Annotated in this window: 21 protein-coding genes; 11 read left to right on the top strand and 10 right to left on the bottom strand. The window is 55.5% G+C overall.

Features of this window, described 5'->3' with window-relative positions; genetic code table 11:
- Positions 1-12: 12 nt before the first annotated feature.
- The 8 genes from GAH_RS09970 to GAH_RS10005 form a co-directional block, all read right to left on the bottom strand.
- The gene (locus tag GAH_RS09970) at positions 13-906 is read right to left on the bottom strand and encodes a deoxyhypusine synthase (protein WP_048096509.1); all 894 of its coding nucleotides are present in this window, start codon (positions 904-906) and stop codon (positions 13-15) included.
- The gene (locus GAH_RS09975; RefSeq protein ID WP_048096510.1) at positions 903-2345 is read right to left on the bottom strand and encodes an RtcB family protein; all 1443 of its coding nucleotides are present in this window, start codon (positions 2343-2345) and stop codon (positions 903-905) included. Before GAH_RS09975 ends, GAH_RS09970 begins: the two co-directional genes overlap by 4 nt.
- Positions 2346-2485: 140 nt before the next feature.
- Positions 2486-2812 carry a twin-arginine translocase TatA/TatE family subunit gene (locus GAH_RS11070; protein ID WP_048096512.1) on the bottom strand — a complete coding sequence of 109 codons (327 nt, stop codon included), beginning with the start codon at positions 2810-2812 and terminating at the stop codon, positions 2486-2488.
- A complete protein-coding gene (locus GAH_RS09985) occupies positions 2809-3117 on the bottom strand; it encodes a twin-arginine translocase TatA/TatE family subunit (RefSeq protein WP_084632388.1) in 309 nt (102 codons plus the stop codon). Before GAH_RS09985 ends, GAH_RS11070 begins: the two co-directional genes overlap by 4 nt.
- A 42-nt stretch (positions 3118-3159) precedes the next feature.
- Positions 3160-4005 carry a thiamine pyrophosphate-dependent enzyme gene (locus tag GAH_RS09990; RefSeq protein WP_048096514.1) on the bottom strand — a complete coding sequence of 282 codons (846 nt, stop codon included), beginning with the start codon at positions 4003-4005 and terminating at the stop codon, positions 3160-3162.
- Positions 4002-5126: a pyruvate ferredoxin oxidoreductase gene (locus GAH_RS09995; protein ID WP_048096516.1), complete on the bottom strand. Its 1125-nt coding sequence runs from the start codon at positions 5124-5126 to the stop codon at positions 4002-4004. Before GAH_RS09995 ends, GAH_RS09990 begins: the two co-directional genes overlap by 4 nt.
- A complete protein-coding gene (locus GAH_RS10000; protein WP_048096518.1) occupies positions 5075-5323 on the bottom strand; it encodes a 4Fe-4S binding protein in 249 nt (82 codons plus the stop codon). The genes GAH_RS09995 and GAH_RS10000 overlap by 52 nt, the downstream gene beginning before the upstream one ends.
- Positions 5320-5814, bottom strand: a complete 495-nt coding sequence (locus GAH_RS10005; protein WP_048096520.1) for a 2-oxoacid:acceptor oxidoreductase family protein — start codon at positions 5812-5814, stop codon at positions 5320-5322. The genes GAH_RS10000 and GAH_RS10005 overlap by 4 nt, the downstream gene beginning before the upstream one ends.
- Positions 5815-5932: 118 nt before the next feature.
- On the opposite strand from GAH_RS10005, the gene GAH_RS10010 reads away from it, so the two are divergent.
- On the top strand, positions 5933-7012 hold the full coding sequence (locus tag GAH_RS10010; RefSeq protein WP_048096522.1) for a DUF373 family protein: 1080 nt from the start codon (positions 5933-5935) through the stop codon (positions 7010-7012).
- Here the strand turns inward: GAH_RS10010 and GAH_RS10015 are convergent.
- Entirely contained in the window at positions 6959-7906 is a 948-nt protein-coding gene (locus GAH_RS10015) for a TIGR00269 family protein (protein WP_048096523.1), read from the bottom strand. The two genes, GAH_RS10010 and GAH_RS10015, sit on opposite strands and share 54 nt — an antisense overlap.
- 36 nt (positions 7907-7942) lie before the next feature.
- Between GAH_RS10015 and GAH_RS10020 the strand changes: the two genes are divergently transcribed.
- From GAH_RS10020 to GAH_RS10040, 5 genes are read left to right on the top strand one after another with little or no spacing between them, the layout of a single operon-like run.
- Complete coding sequence (locus GAH_RS10020; protein WP_084632390.1) at positions 7943-8800, top strand: serine/threonine-protein kinase RIO2; 858 nt, start codon at positions 7943-7945, stop codon at positions 8798-8800.
- Positions 8797-10683 carry a DUF460 domain-containing protein gene (locus GAH_RS10025; RefSeq protein ID WP_048096525.1) on the top strand — a complete coding sequence of 629 codons (1887 nt, stop codon included), beginning with the start codon at positions 8797-8799 and terminating at the stop codon, positions 10681-10683. Before GAH_RS10020 ends, GAH_RS10025 begins: the two co-directional genes overlap by 4 nt.
- Before the next feature lie 38 nt (positions 10684-10721).
- Complete coding sequence (locus tag GAH_RS10030) at positions 10722-11357, top strand: PrsW family intramembrane metalloprotease (protein WP_048096527.1); 636 nt, start codon at positions 10722-10724, stop codon at positions 11355-11357.
- A 25-nt stretch (positions 11358-11382) separates the two neighbouring features.
- Positions 11383-11616, top strand: coding sequence for an Lrp/AsnC ligand binding domain-containing protein (locus GAH_RS10035; protein WP_048096529.1), 234 nt, complete (start codon positions 11383-11385; stop codon positions 11614-11616).
- 1 nt (position 11617) lies between these two features.
- On the top strand, positions 11618-12277 hold the full coding sequence (locus GAH_RS10040; RefSeq protein ID WP_048096531.1) for a DUF5612 domain-containing protein: 660 nt from the start codon (positions 11618-11620) through the stop codon (positions 12275-12277).
- On the opposite strand, the gene GAH_RS10495 is transcribed toward GAH_RS10040, so the two are convergent.
- Entirely contained in the window at positions 12274-12948 is a 675-nt protein-coding gene (locus tag GAH_RS10495; protein ID WP_052747850.1) for a hypothetical protein, read from the bottom strand. The genes GAH_RS10040 and GAH_RS10495 overlap by 4 nt on opposite strands.
- Before the next feature lie 91 nt (positions 12949-13039).
- Here GAH_RS10495 and GAH_RS10050 point away from each other — a divergent pair, with 91 nt between their 5' ends.
- The 5 genes from GAH_RS10050 to GAH_RS10070 are packed head-to-tail and all read left to right on the top strand — an operon-like array spanning position 13040 to position 17571.
- Entirely contained in the window at positions 13040-15001 is a 1962-nt protein-coding gene (locus tag GAH_RS10050) for a CoB--CoM heterodisulfide reductase iron-sulfur subunit A family protein (RefSeq protein ID WP_048096533.1), read from the top strand.
- The gene (locus GAH_RS10055) at positions 14914-15495 is read left to right on the top strand and encodes a 4Fe-4S dicluster domain-containing protein (protein WP_169745358.1); all 582 of its coding nucleotides are present in this window, start codon (positions 14914-14916) and stop codon (positions 15493-15495) included. The genes GAH_RS10050 and GAH_RS10055 overlap by 88 nt, the downstream gene beginning before the upstream one ends.
- Positions 15492-16283: a CoB--CoM heterodisulfide reductase iron-sulfur subunit B family protein gene (locus tag GAH_RS10060; RefSeq protein ID WP_048096535.1), complete on the top strand. Its 792-nt coding sequence runs from the start codon at positions 15492-15494 to the stop codon at positions 16281-16283. The genes GAH_RS10055 and GAH_RS10060 overlap by 4 nt, the downstream gene beginning before the upstream one ends.
- Positions 16280-16669: a hydrogenase iron-sulfur subunit gene (locus GAH_RS10065; RefSeq protein WP_048096536.1), complete on the top strand. Its 390-nt coding sequence runs from the start codon at positions 16280-16282 to the stop codon at positions 16667-16669. The genes GAH_RS10060 and GAH_RS10065 overlap by 4 nt, the downstream gene beginning before the upstream one ends.
- Positions 16666-17571, top strand: a complete 906-nt coding sequence (locus tag GAH_RS10070) for an NADH-quinone oxidoreductase subunit B family protein (protein ID WP_156967460.1) — start codon at positions 16666-16668, stop codon at positions 17569-17571. The genes GAH_RS10065 and GAH_RS10070 overlap by 4 nt, the downstream gene beginning before the upstream one ends.
- Positions 17572-17575 lie beyond the last annotated feature (4 nt).

A 17575-nucleotide genomic window follows, 5' to 3' on the forward strand; every position in this document is an offset into this window, starting at 1 on the left:
TAAATAAATTTCTCAACCGGAGGTGTCGAGCAGGTATGCATAGATCAAGGGCAGTGCGATGGTCGCGTCGCTGTAAACCGTCACGGCTTTTGCTCCCTCCTTGAGCTTGCACCAGCTTTTTGCCTCGTCAAGGGTTGCCCCGCTCAGCCCACCCCACTGCGGTGAGTCCGTGGTTATCTGAATCGCGTAATCGAATCCGTTTGCGAGCAACATGGACTGGAGGGTGAAGTTCTTGGGAACTCCACCCCCAACGATCACGACGCCCATGCTTTTATCCTGAAAGCAGAGGTCCACCATCCTCTCCACGTCCTTTATGGGGTTGTACCTGATCTTTCTTCCGTAGATGTAGAGGTGCAGCCCAAGAATCGAGTCGTGCAGGGTCGGGCAGAAAACCGGGATCTCCTTCTCATATGCGACCCTGAGAAACGAGCTCTCGGGAAGGTGGCTGCCTATCTCCCACAGGATCTCGTAGCTCGTGAACTCGCCGTCCATTGACTGGAAGATCTCCGAGACGAACTCCTCAACACCCTCGAATGCGGAGTTCTCGATGAAGACGTCGTAGATCCTGTTCACGTTCTGCCTGCTCAGCTCCACGTCATCCACCTCTTCACTGCCACGCTTGTGGTGGAAGCCGAGAGCCTCGGCGATCTCGTGGGTGACGTTGGCCCCGGTAGTAACAAGAACGTTCGCGAAGCCGTTATCGAGGATCCCCCTGACGATCCCCCTCATCCCGGCAGGAACCATCGCCCCGGCAAATGTAAAGAAAATGAAGGCACCGCTGTCAACCATCTCCCTGTAGATCTCAGCGGCCTCTCCGAGCCTCCTCGCGTTGAACGCTGAGTCTTTGAGCTGGGACACGAGATCCGAGGCTTTGATTCCTCTGAATATATCAACTTCCCTTATCATCCCTTGGCAACTCCTAAGGGCCTGAGCCTCGCAACTATTCTGGAAATTCCGGCCTTGTCCACAACATCAACGACATCGTCACTTCTCTTGTACGCCTGAGGAGCCTCTTCGGCAAGCAGCGCGCCATGTGTTGCCCTGACGTATATTCCGTCCCTCATGAGCTCTGCCTTGACCCTGTCTCCCCTGAGCCTTCTCTTTGCCGCTGCTCTGCTCATCACCCTTCCGCTTCCGTGGCACGTGGAGCCGAAGGTCTCCTCCATCGCCTTTTCCGTGCCAACAAGCACGTAGCTCGGAGTCCCCATGCTCCCCGGGATTATGACCGGCTGTCCGACATCCCTGTACCTCTGAGGTATCTCCCTGCTCCCCGGCCCGAATGCCCTTGTCGCTCCCTTTCTGTGGACGACCACCCTGATCTTCTCTCCGTCAACCTCGTGAGTCTCAAACTTTGCGATGTTGTGGGCGACGTCGTAAACCAGATTCATCTCCAGATCCTCTTCACTCATCCCAAAGACCTTCTGGAACGTTTCCCTCACCCAGTGGGTGATGATCTGCCTGTTTGTCCATGCGAAGTTGGCCGATGCGGCCATTCCGCCGAAGTAGTCCTGACCCTCCTTGCTGTTAATCGGCGCACAGGCGAGCTGCCTGTCCGGGAGCTTTATCCTGTACTTCCTGACAGCCTTGTCAAGAACGCTCAGGAAGTCGGTGCAGACCTGATGGCCGAGCCCCCTGCTTCCTGTGTGGATCATCACGGTCACCATTCCCTCCTCAAGCCCGAAGACCTTCGCAGTCTCCTCGTCGTAGATCTTGTCCACGTACTGAACCTCGAGGAAGTGGTTGCCGCTGCCGAGCGTTCCGAGCTGACCCCTTCCCCTGTCCCTCGCCTTCCTGCTCACGACCTCTGGCTTAGCCCCCTCAAGCGCTCCGTTCTCCTCGCACCTGTCCGCATCTTCTTCGTATCCATAGCCGTTCTCTATCGCCCACCTCACTCCGTTCACGAATATCTCGTCCAGCTCCCTGTCGGAAACCCTCAGCCTCCCCTCGCTCCCAACTCCCGATGGAACAGCAACGAAAAGGGAGTCTATGAGCTGCTTTATCTTTGGCTTGACATCATCAACCCTGAGGCTTGTTGTGAGGAGCCTGACGCCGCAGTTTATGTCGAACCCCACACCACCCGGGCTGACGACACCTTCCTCAGCATCAAAACCTGCAACTCCTCCAATCGGAAAACCGTAGCCAACGTGAACGTCTGGCATGACGAGCGAGGCCTTCTGAATCCCCGGCATGGTTGCAACGTTGGCCGCCTGCTCGACCGCGTCCCTCTCGAGTATTCCCATCAGCTTCCTGTTGATGTAGAAGTACGCCGGCACCCTCATGCCAGCCTTGTAAGACTTAGGCAGTTCCCACTTGTAGTCCGTAATCTTCCTGAGAACATTCTCCATGGACTGAATAGCCAGCAGGCTGTATTAATTTCTTATGCTGCAGACTTCGGAGTTCGCTGAGATGACAGGCTGCACGAACTTCAGAATAAATGGCAGTGCTAAATCAAAAACGGCCAAACTGAGATAAAATAACTTGAAAATCAGGGCTCAGCCTTCTCCTTGGGTATGGCCTTCCTTATCTCCTCGAGCAGCTCGTCGTCGCTCTTGCCCTCAGGGTCTATGTTGAGGGCTCTCGCCATCTCCTCGAGCTTCTTCCTCTTCTCCTCCTCCCTGTTCTCGTACTTGCCCTCCTTCAGGTTCTTCTCGAACTCCCTGAGCTCAAGCTCCGCCTCCCTCTGAGCCTTCCTGAACTCTCCCGTGGCTCTGCCCATGCTCCTCGCAAGTTCTGGCAGCTTGTTGGCTCCAAACAGCAGTACGGCAATCAGAAGGATGAGCAACAGCTCGTTCGGTCCCAAACTCCCTATCATCCTTCCACCTCTCTGTTTTTAACAATGTTGTTGGCCTGATTATTTATACCTTTAGGCTCCTCCAACCCAACGCCCTTTTTAGCAGATTCAATAATGGACTTTTCCCTGATCTCCTCAACCCTCTTCAGAATGTCCTCGTCGGGGGGGTTTATACCGTACATTATCTCGAGCTCAAGCCTCCTCTTCGCCACCTTGTACTCTCCATAGAGCCTACCGAGCTTCCTCGCCATATCCACCATGTTGTCCGGGCCCAGCAGTATCAGGGCGAGCAGCAGCACGAGCCCGAACTCCCCCCAGCCAAACATTCGCTGAAGGTTGGGGGAGAGGAAATATAAACCTTTCACCGATCAGCGCAGAACAGTTTCGAGGCTTTGGAGAAGCTTCCAGTTCTCGAGAACTTCCCTTTCAAGCCTCTCGATCATTGCATCATCGACCCCGCTGAACCTTCCCTGCACGAGCAGGTACTCCCTCAGGCTCCTCCTGCTGACCGAGCTTCTCCTGCTTATGTCCGATATCCTCAGCACCCCATCGTACTCCCACAGAACCCACGCAAGGCTCTCAACGGCCATTCTTGCAACATCGACTGTAAGGCTGCTGTCGAACCTCCAGCCCGGCGGGCATGGAGAGTGGACGTGAATGAACCTGAAGCCCTCAATCCCGCTCGCCCTCCTGAACTTCCTCCTGAGGTCTCTGATGTATCCAACGCTCGCCGTGGCAACGTAAGGAGCGTGGTGCATCAGCATCAACAGAGCCAGATCTCTCCTCCCAGTGTCCTTTCCGGCAGGGGTTGTTGTCGTGTACGCTCCAGCAGGAGTTGAGAGGCTCGACTGGGTTCCGGTGTTCATGTACGCCTCATTATCCACCACAACAACCATGATGTCGTCGTTCCTCGCAGCTGACGCGCTGAGGGTCGAGAAGCCTATGTCGGCCGCACCATCCCCCATCCACGCGACCACGTTGCCCCTGATCCCTCTCCTCCTGTACGACTCGCTCAGTCCGCATGCGACTGCGGTGGTGGATGCGAACGGAACGTGAACCACCGGACACCTGAGTGCGTGGTTTGGATGCATTCCCGCTATCACCGTGGAGCAGCCTGCCGGGATCACGAGGACGGGGTTCTCGATCTCCTCAACCGCCCTGAAAGCGAGGGAGATTGGACAGCCATGACATGCCGCATTGCCGGGAAGGATCATGGATACCACACCACCCCTGATAGCCTGCCTTCAGCAAACCTCTTTATGAGCCCGTAGAAGTCGTCCTGCGTCAGCTCTATCCCCCCAAGCCCGGCGATGACGTTTGCCGCAACATCCCTCACGCTCGACACCTCGATTCCCAGAATTCCCCTGTTTCCGCTCGACGCCCTGTCGATCACCATGAACTCTCCATCCATCTTCCTGAGATCCTCGTACGGGAAGGGGCGGATGTACCTAAGCTTCACGAGCCCCACCCTAACTCCCTCGCTCCTGAGCTGATCCACTGCCTCCTTCGCATCCCCTGCCCAAGCGCCCGTGAGTACAACCACGTAGTCGGCCCCGTCAGTCCGGTACTCCTCGTAGAACCCGTACTCCTCCGGATACTCCCTGCCCACCCTCTCTATCACCTTCCTCGAGTTCTCCAGATCCACCATCAGATCCTTCCTCGCGTAATGCCTCGCCGTTGTCGTGACAGCGTTCAGGCCGATCACGGTGTCGGGAGTCACGGAGTATGCCTGCCTCCTCTCCGGGATCTCAACGTCCCTGACAACAACCGGCTCGACCGCGTGGCTGACCTGAAACGCGTCATATCCGATCGCGTAGGGGATGTTAACCTCCTCGCTAACCATGAACCCCTGCAGGGTGAGGTCGAATGCCTCCTGCGCGTTCTCGGCCATCGCGATTATCCAGCCCGCATCTCTCAGAAGCATGACGTCTGAGTGGTCTGCGTGAATGTTCCACGGCGCGCCTATGGATCTCGTCGGAACCGCCATGACGAGGGGCAGCCTTGATCCCGCTACCCACCAGCACATCTCGTACATGTAGGCAAGACCGTGGCTTGATGTTGCCGTGAAAGCCCTCGAACCGCCCGCTATTGCCCCGAAGACGACTGCCATCGCCGAGTGCTCCGACTCGACGTTGATCATTTTTGCATTCAGCTCCCCTCGCTCTATCATCTCTGACAGCTTCTCCACCACAGGGGTCTGGGGGGTTATGGGATAGGCTGCGATTATTTCGGGCTTCGCGATCTTCACAGCCTCGGCAACCGCGTAGTTGCCAGTTAGGAGCTTCACCTCTCCCTCTCCATCCTTATTGCCCCTGTCACGCACACTCTGCTGCATATTCCACAACCCTTGCAGTAATCATAATCGATTACAACCTCATCTCCAACCTCAACAACGTTCTCCGGGCAGTAGTCGTAACAGCTCATGCACAGCACGCAGAGGGACTGATCAACCACAGGCCTGAACACCCTCCACTCTCCCGTCTTTCCGGCAGATCCCTTGGTTGGATTTGAGAACAGAACATCGAGCCTCATCTTACCATCCTGTACGCGATTCTTGCAGCTTCAATGTTCTCCTCAACCTTCACGCCGACCTCCTGAGATATGGCGTCCTCCAGGCTTGAGAGGGATATGCCAAGGTGCCTTGCCATCGCCCCGCTCATGGCCGTGTTGACCACAGGCCACCCTGAGACTATGAGTCCGAGCCTCACGGCTATGGCGCTTGCATCAACCGCGATTGAGTTTGGCTCGCCGTTTTCAGAGTTGATTATCTTGAACGCATCTGACTCAACCCTCAGGCTCCTGTCGAATATCGCGATTGTGTCCGGAGAGGTTATCCTCGACCTCTTTCTGATTGGAGTCTCTGAGATCCTGAGGTACGCCTGAACGCTCGCCCCTCTCCTCTCCGCCCCGAACTGGGGCATGGCCTGCGAGTAGTACCCCTCGGCCAAGGCCGCTCTGGCGAGAATCCTCGCCGAGGTTATCCCGCCCTGACCGCCCCTGCAGTATATGACTACCTCCCTCATTCATCCGCAAGTTCGGCAATGGGTATATAAAATATGCTAATTAACCACACACTGTCAAGGCCTGATTAATTGGATCAAAATTATTTTAAACCTGCACAATATACTTTCACACGGAATAATGAAGCTGATCGTTGTTATCGACAGAGATGACGACCTCGGGAGGAAGGCTGGCGTTCAGTCCCCTGTTATAGGTAGGGAGGAGTGTCTGAAAGCTGCAAACAGGCTTGGAATCGCAGATCCGGAGGACAGCGACCTGAACACGATATTCGGGGCCATCAGGATATACGACGAGCTCAGGGAGAAGGGAGAGGATGTTGAGATCGTCATAGTTGCTGGAGACGAGAACGTTGGCGTTATCTCCGACTCCAAGATCGCGGAGCAGATGGACTTTCTGAAAAGGACGACAAATGCTGAGAGCGTAGTTCTCGTCACTGACGGGAGTGAGGACGAGTTCGTCATCCCGATCATCTCGTCAAGGTTCAGGATAGACGGAATAAACAGGATAATAGTCAAGCAGAGCAAGACAATCGAGAGCACCTACTACTTATTCAAGAAGATGTTCGAGGATCCGAAGATAGCCAAGTCCACTCTCGTGCCTGCTGGCACAATACTCCTGATATTCTCCATATTCATGCTCCTCGGGCTTACTGAGGTCGGATACGGAACGGTAATCCTGTTCGCCGGAGTCTACCTCCTCCTGAAGGCCTATGGCATGGACGATGCGATTGAGGAGTACTTCTCAAGCATAAAGAAGTCGCTCCTCGAGGGCAGGTTCTCGTTCATAACCTACATAATCTCCCTCATACTCGTCATAGTCGGGATAATTCAGGGGATAAACAGCTTCTGGAAGCTCCTGAACCAGCCAGTGGCGGTTGGAGCCATCTTCCTCATCACGTCCTTCGTTTACGGGAGCCTGTGGTGGTTCATCTCTGGCGGGATCAGCATAATAATAGGGAAGATACTCGACGCGTTCATAGAGCGGAAGCCGATGGCAAGATATGTTTCAATGATCTTCCTGCTCATAGCCGCGGGCCTGATAATATGGGGTGGCTCGGTCTACATAATCTCCTCAACAGAGGTCTACTCCCACCTGAGGGAGGACGCGATGTACTACTTCCTGATGGCCATGTTCGGAGGCTTCCTTTCAGGCCTGATCGGTGTCGTTCCCCTCAGATACCTCAGGCCCAAGGAGGCCTAACTCGGCCTTCAGCTCGCACGCCTGACACACCCGCTTTGGGGTTGGCTCACCGCACACCTCACACCTTCTGAGGTCTATCTGCGGATACATCTCCCTCAGACAGGGGATCAGGGTCTCGAAGCTCCTGAGAACAGAGAACTTTCTTCCCGGGTACCTGTTCTCGAAGTCGTAGAGGAAGTCCCTGACAACAGCCCTGACAGGTGTTCTGCTGTAAGGGCACTCGTCGAGGGAGACCGGGAGGTTGTGGAGGAGGGCGTAAAGAACCACCTCCTTCTCGTAGATCTCCCTGAGGGGTTTTATCCTCAGCACAAGCCCCTCCTGAACCCTCGATGGTATGAGCCTCGCAAGCCGCTCTACGTCCGACTGCAGAAAGTTCAGGAGGATCGTCTGGGTCTCATCGTCGAGGTTGTGGCCGGTGGCGAGCTTGTTGGCCCCGAGCTCCCTCGCAGTCCTGTTCAGCAGGTACTTCCTGAACACCCCGCAGTAAGCGCAGGCGTTTCTTTCTCCCTTTTCAACCATCTCGTCCAGCTCGAGCCCGATCTCGTCCCTGAAAGAGACGATGTGATGCTCTATGTCAAGCTCCCTGCAGACCTCCTTAGCGGTCTCAACCGTCGGAGGACGGTAGTTGGCTATCCCCTCGTCCACTGTTATTGCCACAAGCTCGATGTCCCTCCTGTCGCCGTAAAGGCTCTTCAGAACGTGGGCGAGAACAACGCTGTCCTTGCCTCCGCTCATGGCTATGGCTATCCTCTCATTCCTCGTTATCATCCTGTACTTCCTGATGTTCCTCTTAACCCTCCTGATGAAGTCCTCTACGAAGTGTTTCCTGCAAAGGTGTCTTCCGGAGTGCCGCTGGAAATACACGGCCTCTCTGCTGCAGCGGGAGCACTTCACGAAACCTGTTTAAACAGGTGCTTGTTTATATAGTATGTGCAGGACATCGTCGAGGTTTACAGCGCACTCAGCAGGAAGGATGAGTGCATAATGAACGCGATTTTCGAGAACATGTGGGACTTCGAGTACGTGCCGGTGCACGTGTTCATAAGGGAGTGTGGGATGTCTGAGGAGAAGGTCGAGGGACTGCTCAGGAGGCTTGCAGGGCTGAGGCTCGTGGAGAACAAGTACACCGAGTATCTGGGTGCGAGCTTCACGTTCAAGGGGCTCTCGGTTTTCTCGCTGAAGAGGCTCGTGAGAAGGAACGTAATAGACATGCTGGGAAAGATCATGGGCGAGGGGAAGGAGAGTGTGGTGTTCAACGCCCTCTCGGAAAGGCATGGGGAGGTCGTTGTGAAGTTCCACAGAGTGGGCTACCCGAGCTTCAAGAAGGTCAAGGAGAAGAGGGACTACGGGACGTTGCACTACACAGTCCTGACCATCAGATCCGCCAAGAGGGAGTTCCAGGCCCTGAAGAGGCTGTATGGATATGCGAGCGTTCCGAGGCCAATTGCGTGGGAGGGCAACGCTGTTGTGACGGAGCTTGTTGATGCGAGGGAGCTGAACAAGGTGAGACTCGAGGAGCCGGAGCATGTGCTCGAGCTGATAATCGAGGAGATCAGGAAGATGTATGAGAGGGGGGTTGTGCACGGAGACCTGAGCCAGTTCAACATACTCGTCAGCGAGGAGGGGCTGTGGATCATAGACTTCCCCCAGTCTGTGGATGTCGGGGACGAGGTGGCGGAGGAGTATCTTGAGAGGGACGTCTCCAATGTCATAACCTACTTCGAGAGAGCTTACGGGGTGAAAAAAGATTTAAATGAGGTTCTGAGATACGTAAAAGGAGAGGCATGAGGATATTCGGGGTTGATATACTCAGGGGCTCCTCCCGCTCAAAATCCATTCCGAGATATGCTCTCTACGTGATAGACGGAGAGGAGGAGTGGAGCAGGGAGGTGTCCAGAAGCAGGTTTTTCAGGTACATCCGTGACTACAGGCCGGACTTCGTTGCCACGGACAACATATTCGAGCTCTTCAGGGACAAGAGGGAGCTGATTTCCTTTCTGAAGAGTATCCCACCTGAGACGAGGTTCGTTCAGACCGCAGGTCACACTTCACTGCCAAAGCTCGCGAGGAGGTACGGCATCCACGTCGACCCGAAGAACCCCTTTGACGAGGCGAGGGCCTCTGCGCTGCTCGTGAAGTATGGGGTCGGAGAGGTAGTCTCGGTTTTTGCAGACAGGACGATCATAAAGGTCAGCAGGAACAGGAGCCTCGGGAAGGGCGGATGGAGGCAGAACAAGTACAGGAGGAAGGTTCACAACTCTGTCAGGGCAGTTTACAGGGAGATAAAGAGCATACTTGACGAGCATGGTCTGGAATACGTGGAGGATGTCAGAGAGGGGTACGGGGGAATAAGCAGGGGTGTGCTGCTTGTCAACGAGCCGAGGGAGAGAGTTCCGATAAACTCCTTCAGGATGAGGGACGTTCAGGTCACGGTTGAGGCCGTGGAGAAGGAGAAGATAGAGCTAATACCCATGAAGAGGCAGACGACCTACACGATCGTCGGGATCGATCCCGGAGCGACCGTGGGTGTGGCGATCCTCGACCTGAACGGAAACGTTCTCGCAGTGAGGAGCAAGAAGGGATGGAGCTACTCAGAGGTCGTGGAGTTCATACTCTCCCACGGAAAGCCCGTGGTTATTGCAACCGACAAGAAGTCTGCTCCCGAGTACATATCCAAGATGCGGGCCTCCTTCAACTGCATTCTCCACTGCCCGAAGGAGGATATTCCTGTGGAAAGGAAGAAGGCTCTCACGGCTGGAAAGAGTATAGCCAACGACCACGAAAGGGACGCGCTCGCCTCAGCCCTTGACGCGTACAACACCTACAGGAACAAGCTGAGGAACGTGGAGAAGAGGATCCCGGAGGGTTACGACTTCGACGAGATCAAGGCCGGAATAATAAGGGGGCTGTCCCTGAAGTCGATGCTCGAGAGGAAGACATCGGAGAGCAGAGAGGGAGAGGAGAGGGAGAAGGAGGCCGTTGCCGTCGAGGAGGTGCGAAAGAGGGACAGGATAATCGCTGAGCTCAGAGAGGAGAACAGGAGGCTGGAGGAAGAGGTCAGAAGGCTGAAGAAAGAAATAGAGAGGCTCAAGGAGAGGATATACACCATATCCAGCGAGGAGCACAGGAAGATAAGGGAGAAGAACGTCGTCAAGTCACTTCAGTCCGAGATCAGGGATCTCAGGAGGGCCATCTCCGAGAAGGACAAGAAGATAGAGGAGCTCGAGTCGAAGCTTGACGAGCTCAGGAAGGTCAAGTACCTCGAGTTCAGGGGCTGGAAGGCCATCAAGGTTTTGAGGAAGTTCACGAAGGACGAGATAGAGAGGGTTCTGAACACGGTCGGGATAGAGGAGGGGGATGTTGTTTACATCTCAGAGGTTGCTGGTGGTGGGAAGAGCAGCGCGGAAACGCTGGTGAGCAGGGGCGTGAGGGCGATAGTTGCAAGCGGGGAGATGTCTCACTACGCGAAAGAGGTCTTCGAGAGCAGCAGGATTCCGGTGATACCCGCGGAGGAGGTTAAGGCTAAGCTGTACGACGAGTTCGCGCTCGTAGAGTCAGACGTGCTCGAGGAGTGCATAGAGAGGTACAGGAAGGAGATGGAGAAGAGGAGCCTCGAGAAGATTGAGGAGCTTATCTTCGAGTACAGGAGCAGGAGGATGGGAGAGTTCTGACGGAATTGTTAAATACTCCCTCCCACGCCCATGAGCTGATGATAGAGTACCTGATCCTCGCCTATGCACCAGCGCTCTTCATAATGTGGTACGTCTACCACAAGGACAGGATAGAGCCGGAGCCGAAGAGGTATGTGGTTGCGACGTTTCTGATAGCTTCTACAGTTTCACCCCTGATCGCCATGATCTTCGAGGCCCCATTCCCGCAGGAACTTGCTGCATTCGTTGCACCCTTTATCGAGGAACCCGCCAAGCTCCTTGCGGTCTACTTCCCCTACAGAAGGAGACAGATGGACGGGATAATGGACGGCGTTGTGTATGGCGTGGCAGCAGGCCTCGGCTTCGCGGCATTCGAGAACCTGATGTACGGGATCAGCTACGGGTCTGAGGTCGCGATGATCAGGGCATTTCTGACCCCCATAGCCCACTCCACGTTCACCGCACTCTCTGGAGTCGGTCTTGGGCTTAAAGCCGAGGGGAAGACCCTGTCCGTGAAGCCCTACCTCGCGATGGCCATGATGTTCCACCTCTGGTGGAACGTGTCCGCTGTGATGAGCTTCATGACGCTCGCCATGTTCGCGGCGAATCTGGCCGTGCTTTACTCGCTCATAAGGCTTGGAATGAGGGAGGACGTGCAGAAAATAGAGTACTACATAATGAGACGAAAGATTTAATACGTTTGGAGGCTATCTGTGAACGATGGCGCTCGGATTCGTCCTCATAAAGGTGATGCCACGCAAGGAGAGGGAAGTGTACGAGAAGCTTCTCAAGCTTGACGAGGTGGAGGAACTCTACCCGCTTTTCGGTGAGTACGACCTGATAGCCAAGATAAGTGTTAAGGACTTCGAAGAGCTGAGCGAGGTCGTTGTGAAGAAGATAAGGTCGATAGATGGAGTTATAGAGACGAAAACCCTGACCGGGGCGAAGTTCTGAGATGATAAGGGGCCTGCAGATAATCGCGAGGAATCAGGTCGGAGTTCTGAGGGACATAACCTCCAAGATAGCGGAGCATGGCGGAAATATCACGTACGCCCAGAGCTTCATCATAGAGCATGGGGAGAACAAGGGAAACGCGCTGATCTACATGGAGATCGAGGGCGGAGACTTCGAGAAAATGCTGGAGGAAATAAGGGAGTTCCCCACAGTCCTCGAGGTGTGCGAGGAGAAGCCGTTCGAAAGGGTCTTTGGCAAGCGGATCCTGATTTTTGGAGGAGGGGCACTGGTCTCACAGGTTGCGCTCGGTGCAATAACCGAGGCCGACAGGCACAACCTGAGAGGTGAGCGGATAAGCGTGGACACAATGCCCCTCGTCGGAGAGGACGAGCTGGCAGACGCTGTCAGGGCAGTTGCGAGGCTGCACAGGGCGGAGGTGCTGATACTGGCAGGCGGGCTGATGGGAGGCAAGGTGACGGAGGAGGTGAAGAAGCTGAGGAGAGCCGGGATCCCGGTGATAAGCCTGAACATGTTTGGCTCCGTGCCCAAGGTCAGCGACCTTGTCGTCAGCGACCCCGTTATGGCCGGAACCCTCGCAGTGATGCACGCCTCGGAAAAGGCGAAGTTCGAGATAGAGAAGGTGAAGGGGAGGAGGATTTAACTCCACCTGCTGAACGGCTCGATCTCGCTGAATGGTTTCGAGTTCCACCAGTCCACCTCATCAATTCCAACTTTTTTCCATCCGGGGTACTTCAGGTAGTTGACGAAGCTTATCATCTGCCCGGGGTTCTCGTAGAGTCTCGGAGGCCTGTAGTAGTAGGAGTAGTTCGCGATGAACTTCTCGTAGCTGATCTCCGGATTCTCCTCAGCGTATATCCTCAGCGTTGACGAGTAGTTCCTGTAAGCACCGTCCGGCCGGTCTATTATGCCGGGCGGGATGTAGCTACCCTTGCACAGCATCTCCGGCTCTACCGCAACCCTGTCTCCGCTGTCGAGCTCGACAATCAGCCACATCCGGTTCAGAACCTCAGACCTCGCGATGTATGTGTCGAACCCTGCTCCCTCAAGGTACCACTCGAGATATGCAGCAACCTCACCGCCATTCAACCCGTCCTCCCCGCAGCTAACGCTGACGTTGCTCAGAACGGCCGCGAGAGTGCTGATGTCGTGGACGCTTACGTTCGGCGATATGTTTTTTGCAGCCAGATAGTAGTCCTGTGGCAGGTACGCCACTCCGCTTGCGTAGTAGTAGCCGAACAGGCCGGCAAGGACAATGGCTATGAGAAACACGGTCACCTTCACAAGCTTCCCGATGAGATCCAGCAGACCCACAAAAATCGTAGTTCGTGAAGTATATATCACTATCTGCACTTGCCGGCCATTTCAACAATTTTAATATAGAATCCAGCCAGAATTACACTCAATGGGTAAGGGTGTCTTCATCTGCCACTGCGGGAACAACATAGCTGAGAACGTGGACATAAACTACCTGAAGGAGAAAATCGCCGAGCTCGATGATGTTGATTTCGTCCTCGACCACCTGTTCCTCTGCTCTCAGGACGCCAAGGAGCTGATAAGGGAGATGGAAAACAAAGCAGACATGCTCGTTCTCGCTTCATGCTCTCCCGAGAATCACGAGGCCTACTTCTCCGGATTCATTTCGAAGCCCTTCGTCATAGTCAACCTGAGGGAGCAGTGCTCGTGGGTTCATGATGATGTTGAGAGGGCAACAAAAAAGGCCGAGTCCCTCATACTCGCCGGAATCGAGAAGGTGGAGGGAATAAGTCCCCCAAAAACTGTGGACTACGAGGTCGAGAGGAGCGTTGCGATAATCGGCGGTGGGATCGCAGGCATCACCGCAGCCCTCGAGCTCGCGAAGGCCGGATACAGGGTGCACATAGTCGAGAAGACACCCTCAATCGGAGGGAAGCTCCTGAAGTTCGACAAGATCTTCCCCCTCAACGACTGCGCGTCCTGCATAATCTCCTCCCTCATCTCAGAGGTGTCGTCGAACGAGATGATTGACGTGCACGTGTACTCAGAGGTGGAGGGCGTTTCCGGTGGCCCCGGGAGGTACAGGCTGAAAGTCAGAAGAAAGCAGACGTACGTTGACTGGGAGAAATGCATAGGGTGCGGGAAGTGCACCGAGGCCTGCCCTGAAAGAGCAAGAAGGCCCGACGAGTTCAACGAGGGGCTGACCATGAGGAGCGCGATGTACATCGCCTCCCCATTCGCGTACCCGAAAAAGGCCGTGCACGACCCGGAGATCTGCGTTAACTGCGGGAAGAAGAAGATCGGGACGAGGAGGCTGCTCAGGAACGGGAAGGAGTACCTGACTCCCTGTGAGAGGGCATGTCCAACAGGCGCGATAGACAGGAGCAAAAAGTGGAACCCGGAGGGGGAGGTGTTTGAGCTCGAGGTTGGGGCGATACTGCTCGCCACAGGCTACAGGGTGATGGACAAGCACAGCTTTCCGGAATTTCAGCCAAAAGCTGCTAACGTCATAACTGCCCTCCAGATGGAGAGGATACTCTCGCCCACCGGACCAAGCGGGGGCAGGATTGTGGTTCCATCAAGCTGGGAGAAGCCCTCAACCATCGCCTTCATCTCCTGCGTTGGAAGCAGGGACGAGAGGTACTACACCCACTGCTCGAAGGTTTGCTGCATGTACATGCTCAAGCAGGCGAGGCTCATCAAGGAGAGGAACCCGGAAATAGACGTTTACATCCACTACATAGACATAAGGGCTCCCGGAAAGGATCTTGAGGAGTACTACACGATATCGAGGGAACACGGAATAAAGATAGTGAGGGGGAGGGTTGGGGCCATAGAGTCTCTAAGAGACGGGAGGCTGAGGATCATCGGCTTCGACTCTGACACCGGAGACCCTGTTGAGTACGAGGCAGACCTCGTCGTGCTCGCAACAGCTATAGAGATTGACGAGGGCGTGAGGAAGATGGCGAGGAGGATGGGGCTCGACATAGACTCGTCGGGCTTCATAAAGGAGGATCACCCCAAGCTCAGGACTGTAGAGACTGAACACGACGGGATATACCTCGCTGGCTGCGTTCAGGGGCCAAAGGATGTGACGGAAACTGTCCTGCAGGCCAAATCCGCTGCGATGGCGATAGCGAACTTCCTCGGCAAGGGCAGGATTCAGATGGAGATCGAGGTTGAGATTAGGGAGGAGAGGTGCACCCTCTGCGGTGTGTGTGTTACATCATGTCCATATGAGGCCATAACCATAGAGGGTGGGGAGGTCAGAATCTCCCCCCTCTCATGCAGGAACTGCGGAATATGCTACGCGTCCTGCCCCGCAGGTGCGATAGAGATGGCGATACACGGCAGGGCGCTTGCAAGGGAGGTTGGGGGTCTGGTATCCTGAGGGTTCTGAACCTCGGAAACAAGGACGTCGAGCTGATTGACGAGCTCGGAAAGGAGGGAGGTGACATAAAGAGGTGCATACAGTGTGGAGCCTGCATGAGCATATGTCCGGTTGCGATTTCAGGCTTTGAGTTCCCCAACAAGCGCCTGTTCAAGCTCATAATCCTCGAGATGGGTGAAGAAGTTCTGGAGCACAAGTCTCCGTGGATATGCGTCTCCTGCCACAGGTGCGTGGATGTGTGTCCGAGGGATGTCAACCCCCACTCGATCTACTTCGCCCTGAGACGGCTGCAGTCGAAGTACTTCAGGCACCCCAAGGTCTTCGAGGATCTGGTCAGGAGGATCCACGCCCACGGGTTCTGCGTTGAGTCCACTGACAGCGAGAGGAGAAGGACTCTCGGTCTGAATGAGCTGAAGATGGACGAGGAGTCGCTCGAGGAGGTGAGGGAGATACTGACCTCCGGGAAGCTGAGGGATCTGGGTGTTGTGAGATGAGGTTCGCGTTCTTCCCCGGCTGCAGGGTGGCGTTCGAGTACCCGGAAGTTGAGGTTGCGGTGAGGGGCAGTCTGGAGTCCCTTGGAGTTGAGCTCGTGGACTTCAGCAGCTTTTCCTGCTGCCCCGCCTACGACACGGTGATGTCCTTCGACCTGCTCACCTCCCTGACAATTACCGCAAGAAATCTCGCGATAGCTGAAGAGAAGGGGCTCGACCTCCTGACCCCATGCTGCGAGTGCTACTCGGTGTTCAGGTACGCGATGTGGAAGCTTGAAGACGACGAGCTCCTCGGAGAGGTGAACAGAACCCTCGTGAGGTTCGGAAAGGTATACAGAAGGAGGGCCAAGGTCTTCCACGTCCTCGACGTCTACGACAGGGTGCTGAAGAGGAGCAGGCTCAGGAAGCTTGGCTCGAAGGCGGCAATCCACACCGGGTGCCACCTCACGTGGCCGGGAAGGTTCGTGAGCGAGGGCTACCAGGAGATGCTCGAAGGCATTCTGAAGAGGCTGGGCGTGGAGGTGCAGGAATACAGCAGGATGGACTACTTCTGCGGGAAAGGCTCTCTCAGGCTGCTCGACCCGAAGACGTCGCTGGAGTTCGTGGAGGTGATAGTCAGGAGCGTTGCCGCTGAGACTGAGGCAGAGTTCATCGTCACCCCGTGTCCGGGGTGCAGGGAGAGACTCGAAAGCGGGCAGAAAAGGCTCTTCGAGGAGGACAGGATCGAAAAAATAATCCCTGTTTACCACATCTCGCAGGTGGTAATGATGTCGCTGGAGGGTGGAGAATGACGAGGATTCTCGGCTTCGCGTGCCAGTGGTGTGCCTACAAGGCCATAGACCTCGCGGGCCAGCTAAAGCTGACCTACCCCGACTCGATAAGAATCGTCAGGGTGCCGTGCTCCGGGAGGGTTGACGCGGAGCTCATACTCTCAGCATTCAAAGAAGGATTTGACGGGGTCTTCGTCGCTGGATGTCCCGAAAACGAGTGCCACTACAGGTGTGGGAACGTGTACGCGGAGAGGAGGGTCAAAATCCTGAAGTCCATGCTCCACAGCATGAATATAGAGCCCACAAGGCTCGAGTTCGTGGGAATCTCCTCCTCCGACGCCCCCGGATTTGTGAGGTTCGCGAGAATGTTTCACGAAAGGATAGAAAAGCTCGGGAAGAGGTGGTGACCATCAGGCTGGCGTTCTACCTATCCTCCGGGTGCATGGGGTGCGAGATGGCCATCGTGGACGGGCTTGCGGAGGTTTACGTCGAGCTTAGCCAGCACGAGATCGTGTGGAGCGCACCCCTGTTCACAACATCAAAGTACTCTGACCTCGAGTCCCTGCCTGACAAATACATAGACGTGGCGATTGTTGAGGGGGGGATCAACAGCGAGGAAAACGAGAGGGTCGTGAGGCTTCTGAGGAAGAAGAGCAAGAAGATCATCGCCCTCGGGACTTGTGCTGTACACGGAGGTATCCCATCCCTCTCCTCGTTCCACAGCGTTGCAGAAATCTTCGACGAGGTCTATGGAGAGAGGCACCCCTCAAGGCAGGTTGTTGTCGAGGGGAAGTACAGCCTCACGCTTCCGGAGATTACACCACAAAGGGCTGTTTCCTCGGCTGTGAAGGTGGATCACTACCTGCCGGGGTGCCCGCCGAAGGTTGAAGCAATAGAGAGGCTGATATCCAGCCTCGACAGCCTTAAGGACGAGTGGCTGATCTCTGGCGATTCCGTTTGCACCCGCTGCCCGAGATCCCCGGCCAGAGAGGGGAGGGGGTTCAGGAAGATCGAGAGCGTTAGGAGGTTCTCCGGAGATGCGGTGGATGCTGAGGGGTGCTTCCTCGAGCACGGCTACCTGTGCTTCGGCTTCGTTACAGCAGGAGACTGCGATGCAGACTGCCCAAAGGCGTCGGTTCCGTGCAGGGGGTGCTACGGCCCGCTGCCGAACGTTGAAGACGTGGGCGGGAAGGTGATAGACGCCCTGACACCCCTTCTGAACGACGAGAGCACGGAGCAGCTTATCTCCGAGTACCCGGAGCTTTCCAAGCTCCTGTACCTTTACAGGCCATCAGCTCTTAGGGAGTGATTCC

Origin of the sequence: Geoglobus ahangari (assembly GCF_001006045.1) — an archaeon.
GTDB lineage: Archaea > Halobacteriota > Archaeoglobi > Archaeoglobales > Archaeoglobaceae > Geoglobus > Geoglobus ahangari.

Excerpts from the sequence above, each read along its gene's own strand:
- GAH_RS10010 (WP_048096522.1), top strand. The coding sequence starts at position 5,933 with ATGAAGCTGATCGTTGTTATCGACAGAGATGACGACCTCGGGAGGAAG.
- GAH_RS10035 (WP_048096529.1), top strand. The coding sequence starts at position 11,383 with ATGGCGCTCGGATTCGTCCTCATAAAGGTGATGCCACGCAAGGAGAGG.
- GAH_RS10025 (WP_048096525.1), top strand. The coding sequence starts at position 8,797 with ATGAGGATATTCGGGGTTGATATACTCAGGGGCTCCTCCCGCTCAAAA.
- GAH_RS09995 (WP_048096516.1), bottom strand. The coding sequence starts at position 5,126 with ATGCAGCAGAGTGTGCGTGACAGGGGCAATAAGGATGGAGAGGGAGAG.
- GAH_RS10030 (WP_048096527.1), top strand. The coding sequence starts at position 10,722 with ATGATAGAGTACCTGATCCTCGCCTATGCACCAGCGCTCTTCATAATG.
- GAH_RS10005 (WP_048096520.1), bottom strand. The coding sequence starts at position 5,814 with ATGAGGGAGGTAGTCATATACTGCAGGGGCGGTCAGGGCGGGATAACC.
- GAH_RS11070 (WP_048096512.1), bottom strand. The coding sequence starts at position 2,812 with ATGATAGGGAGTTTGGGACCGAACGAGCTGTTGCTCATCCTTCTGATT.
- GAH_RS10050 (WP_048096533.1), top strand. The coding sequence starts at position 13,040 with ATGGGTAAGGGTGTCTTCATCTGCCACTGCGGGAACAACATAGCTGAG.
- GAH_RS09990 (WP_048096514.1), bottom strand. The coding sequence starts at position 4,005 with ATGATCCTTCCCGGCAATGCGGCATGTCATGGCTGTCCAATCTCCCTC.
- GAH_RS10040 (WP_048096531.1), top strand. The coding sequence starts at position 11,618 with ATGATAAGGGGCCTGCAGATAATCGCGAGGAATCAGGTCGGAGTTCTG.
- GAH_RS09975 (WP_048096510.1), bottom strand. The coding sequence starts at position 2,345 with ATGGAGAATGTTCTCAGGAAGATTACGGACTACAAGTGGGAACTGCCT.
- GAH_RS09970 (WP_048096509.1), bottom strand. The coding sequence starts at position 906 with ATGATAAGGGAAGTTGATATATTCAGAGGAATCAAAGCCTCGGATCTC.
- GAH_RS10055 (WP_169745358.1), top strand. The coding sequence starts at position 14,914 with ATGCTACGCGTCCTGCCCCGCAGGTGCGATAGAGATGGCGATACACGG.
- GAH_RS10000 (WP_048096518.1), bottom strand. The coding sequence starts at position 5,323 with ATGAGGCTCGATGTTCTGTTCTCAAATCCAACCAAGGGATCTGCCGGA.
- GAH_RS10060 (WP_048096535.1), top strand. The coding sequence starts at position 15,492 with ATGAGGTTCGCGTTCTTCCCCGGCTGCAGGGTGGCGTTCGAGTACCCG.
- GAH_RS10065 (WP_048096536.1), top strand. The coding sequence starts at position 16,280 with ATGACGAGGATTCTCGGCTTCGCGTGCCAGTGGTGTGCCTACAAGGCC.
- GAH_RS09985 (WP_084632388.1), bottom strand. The coding sequence starts at position 3,117 with ATGTTTGGCTGGGGGGAGTTCGGGCTCGTGCTGCTGCTCGCCCTGATA.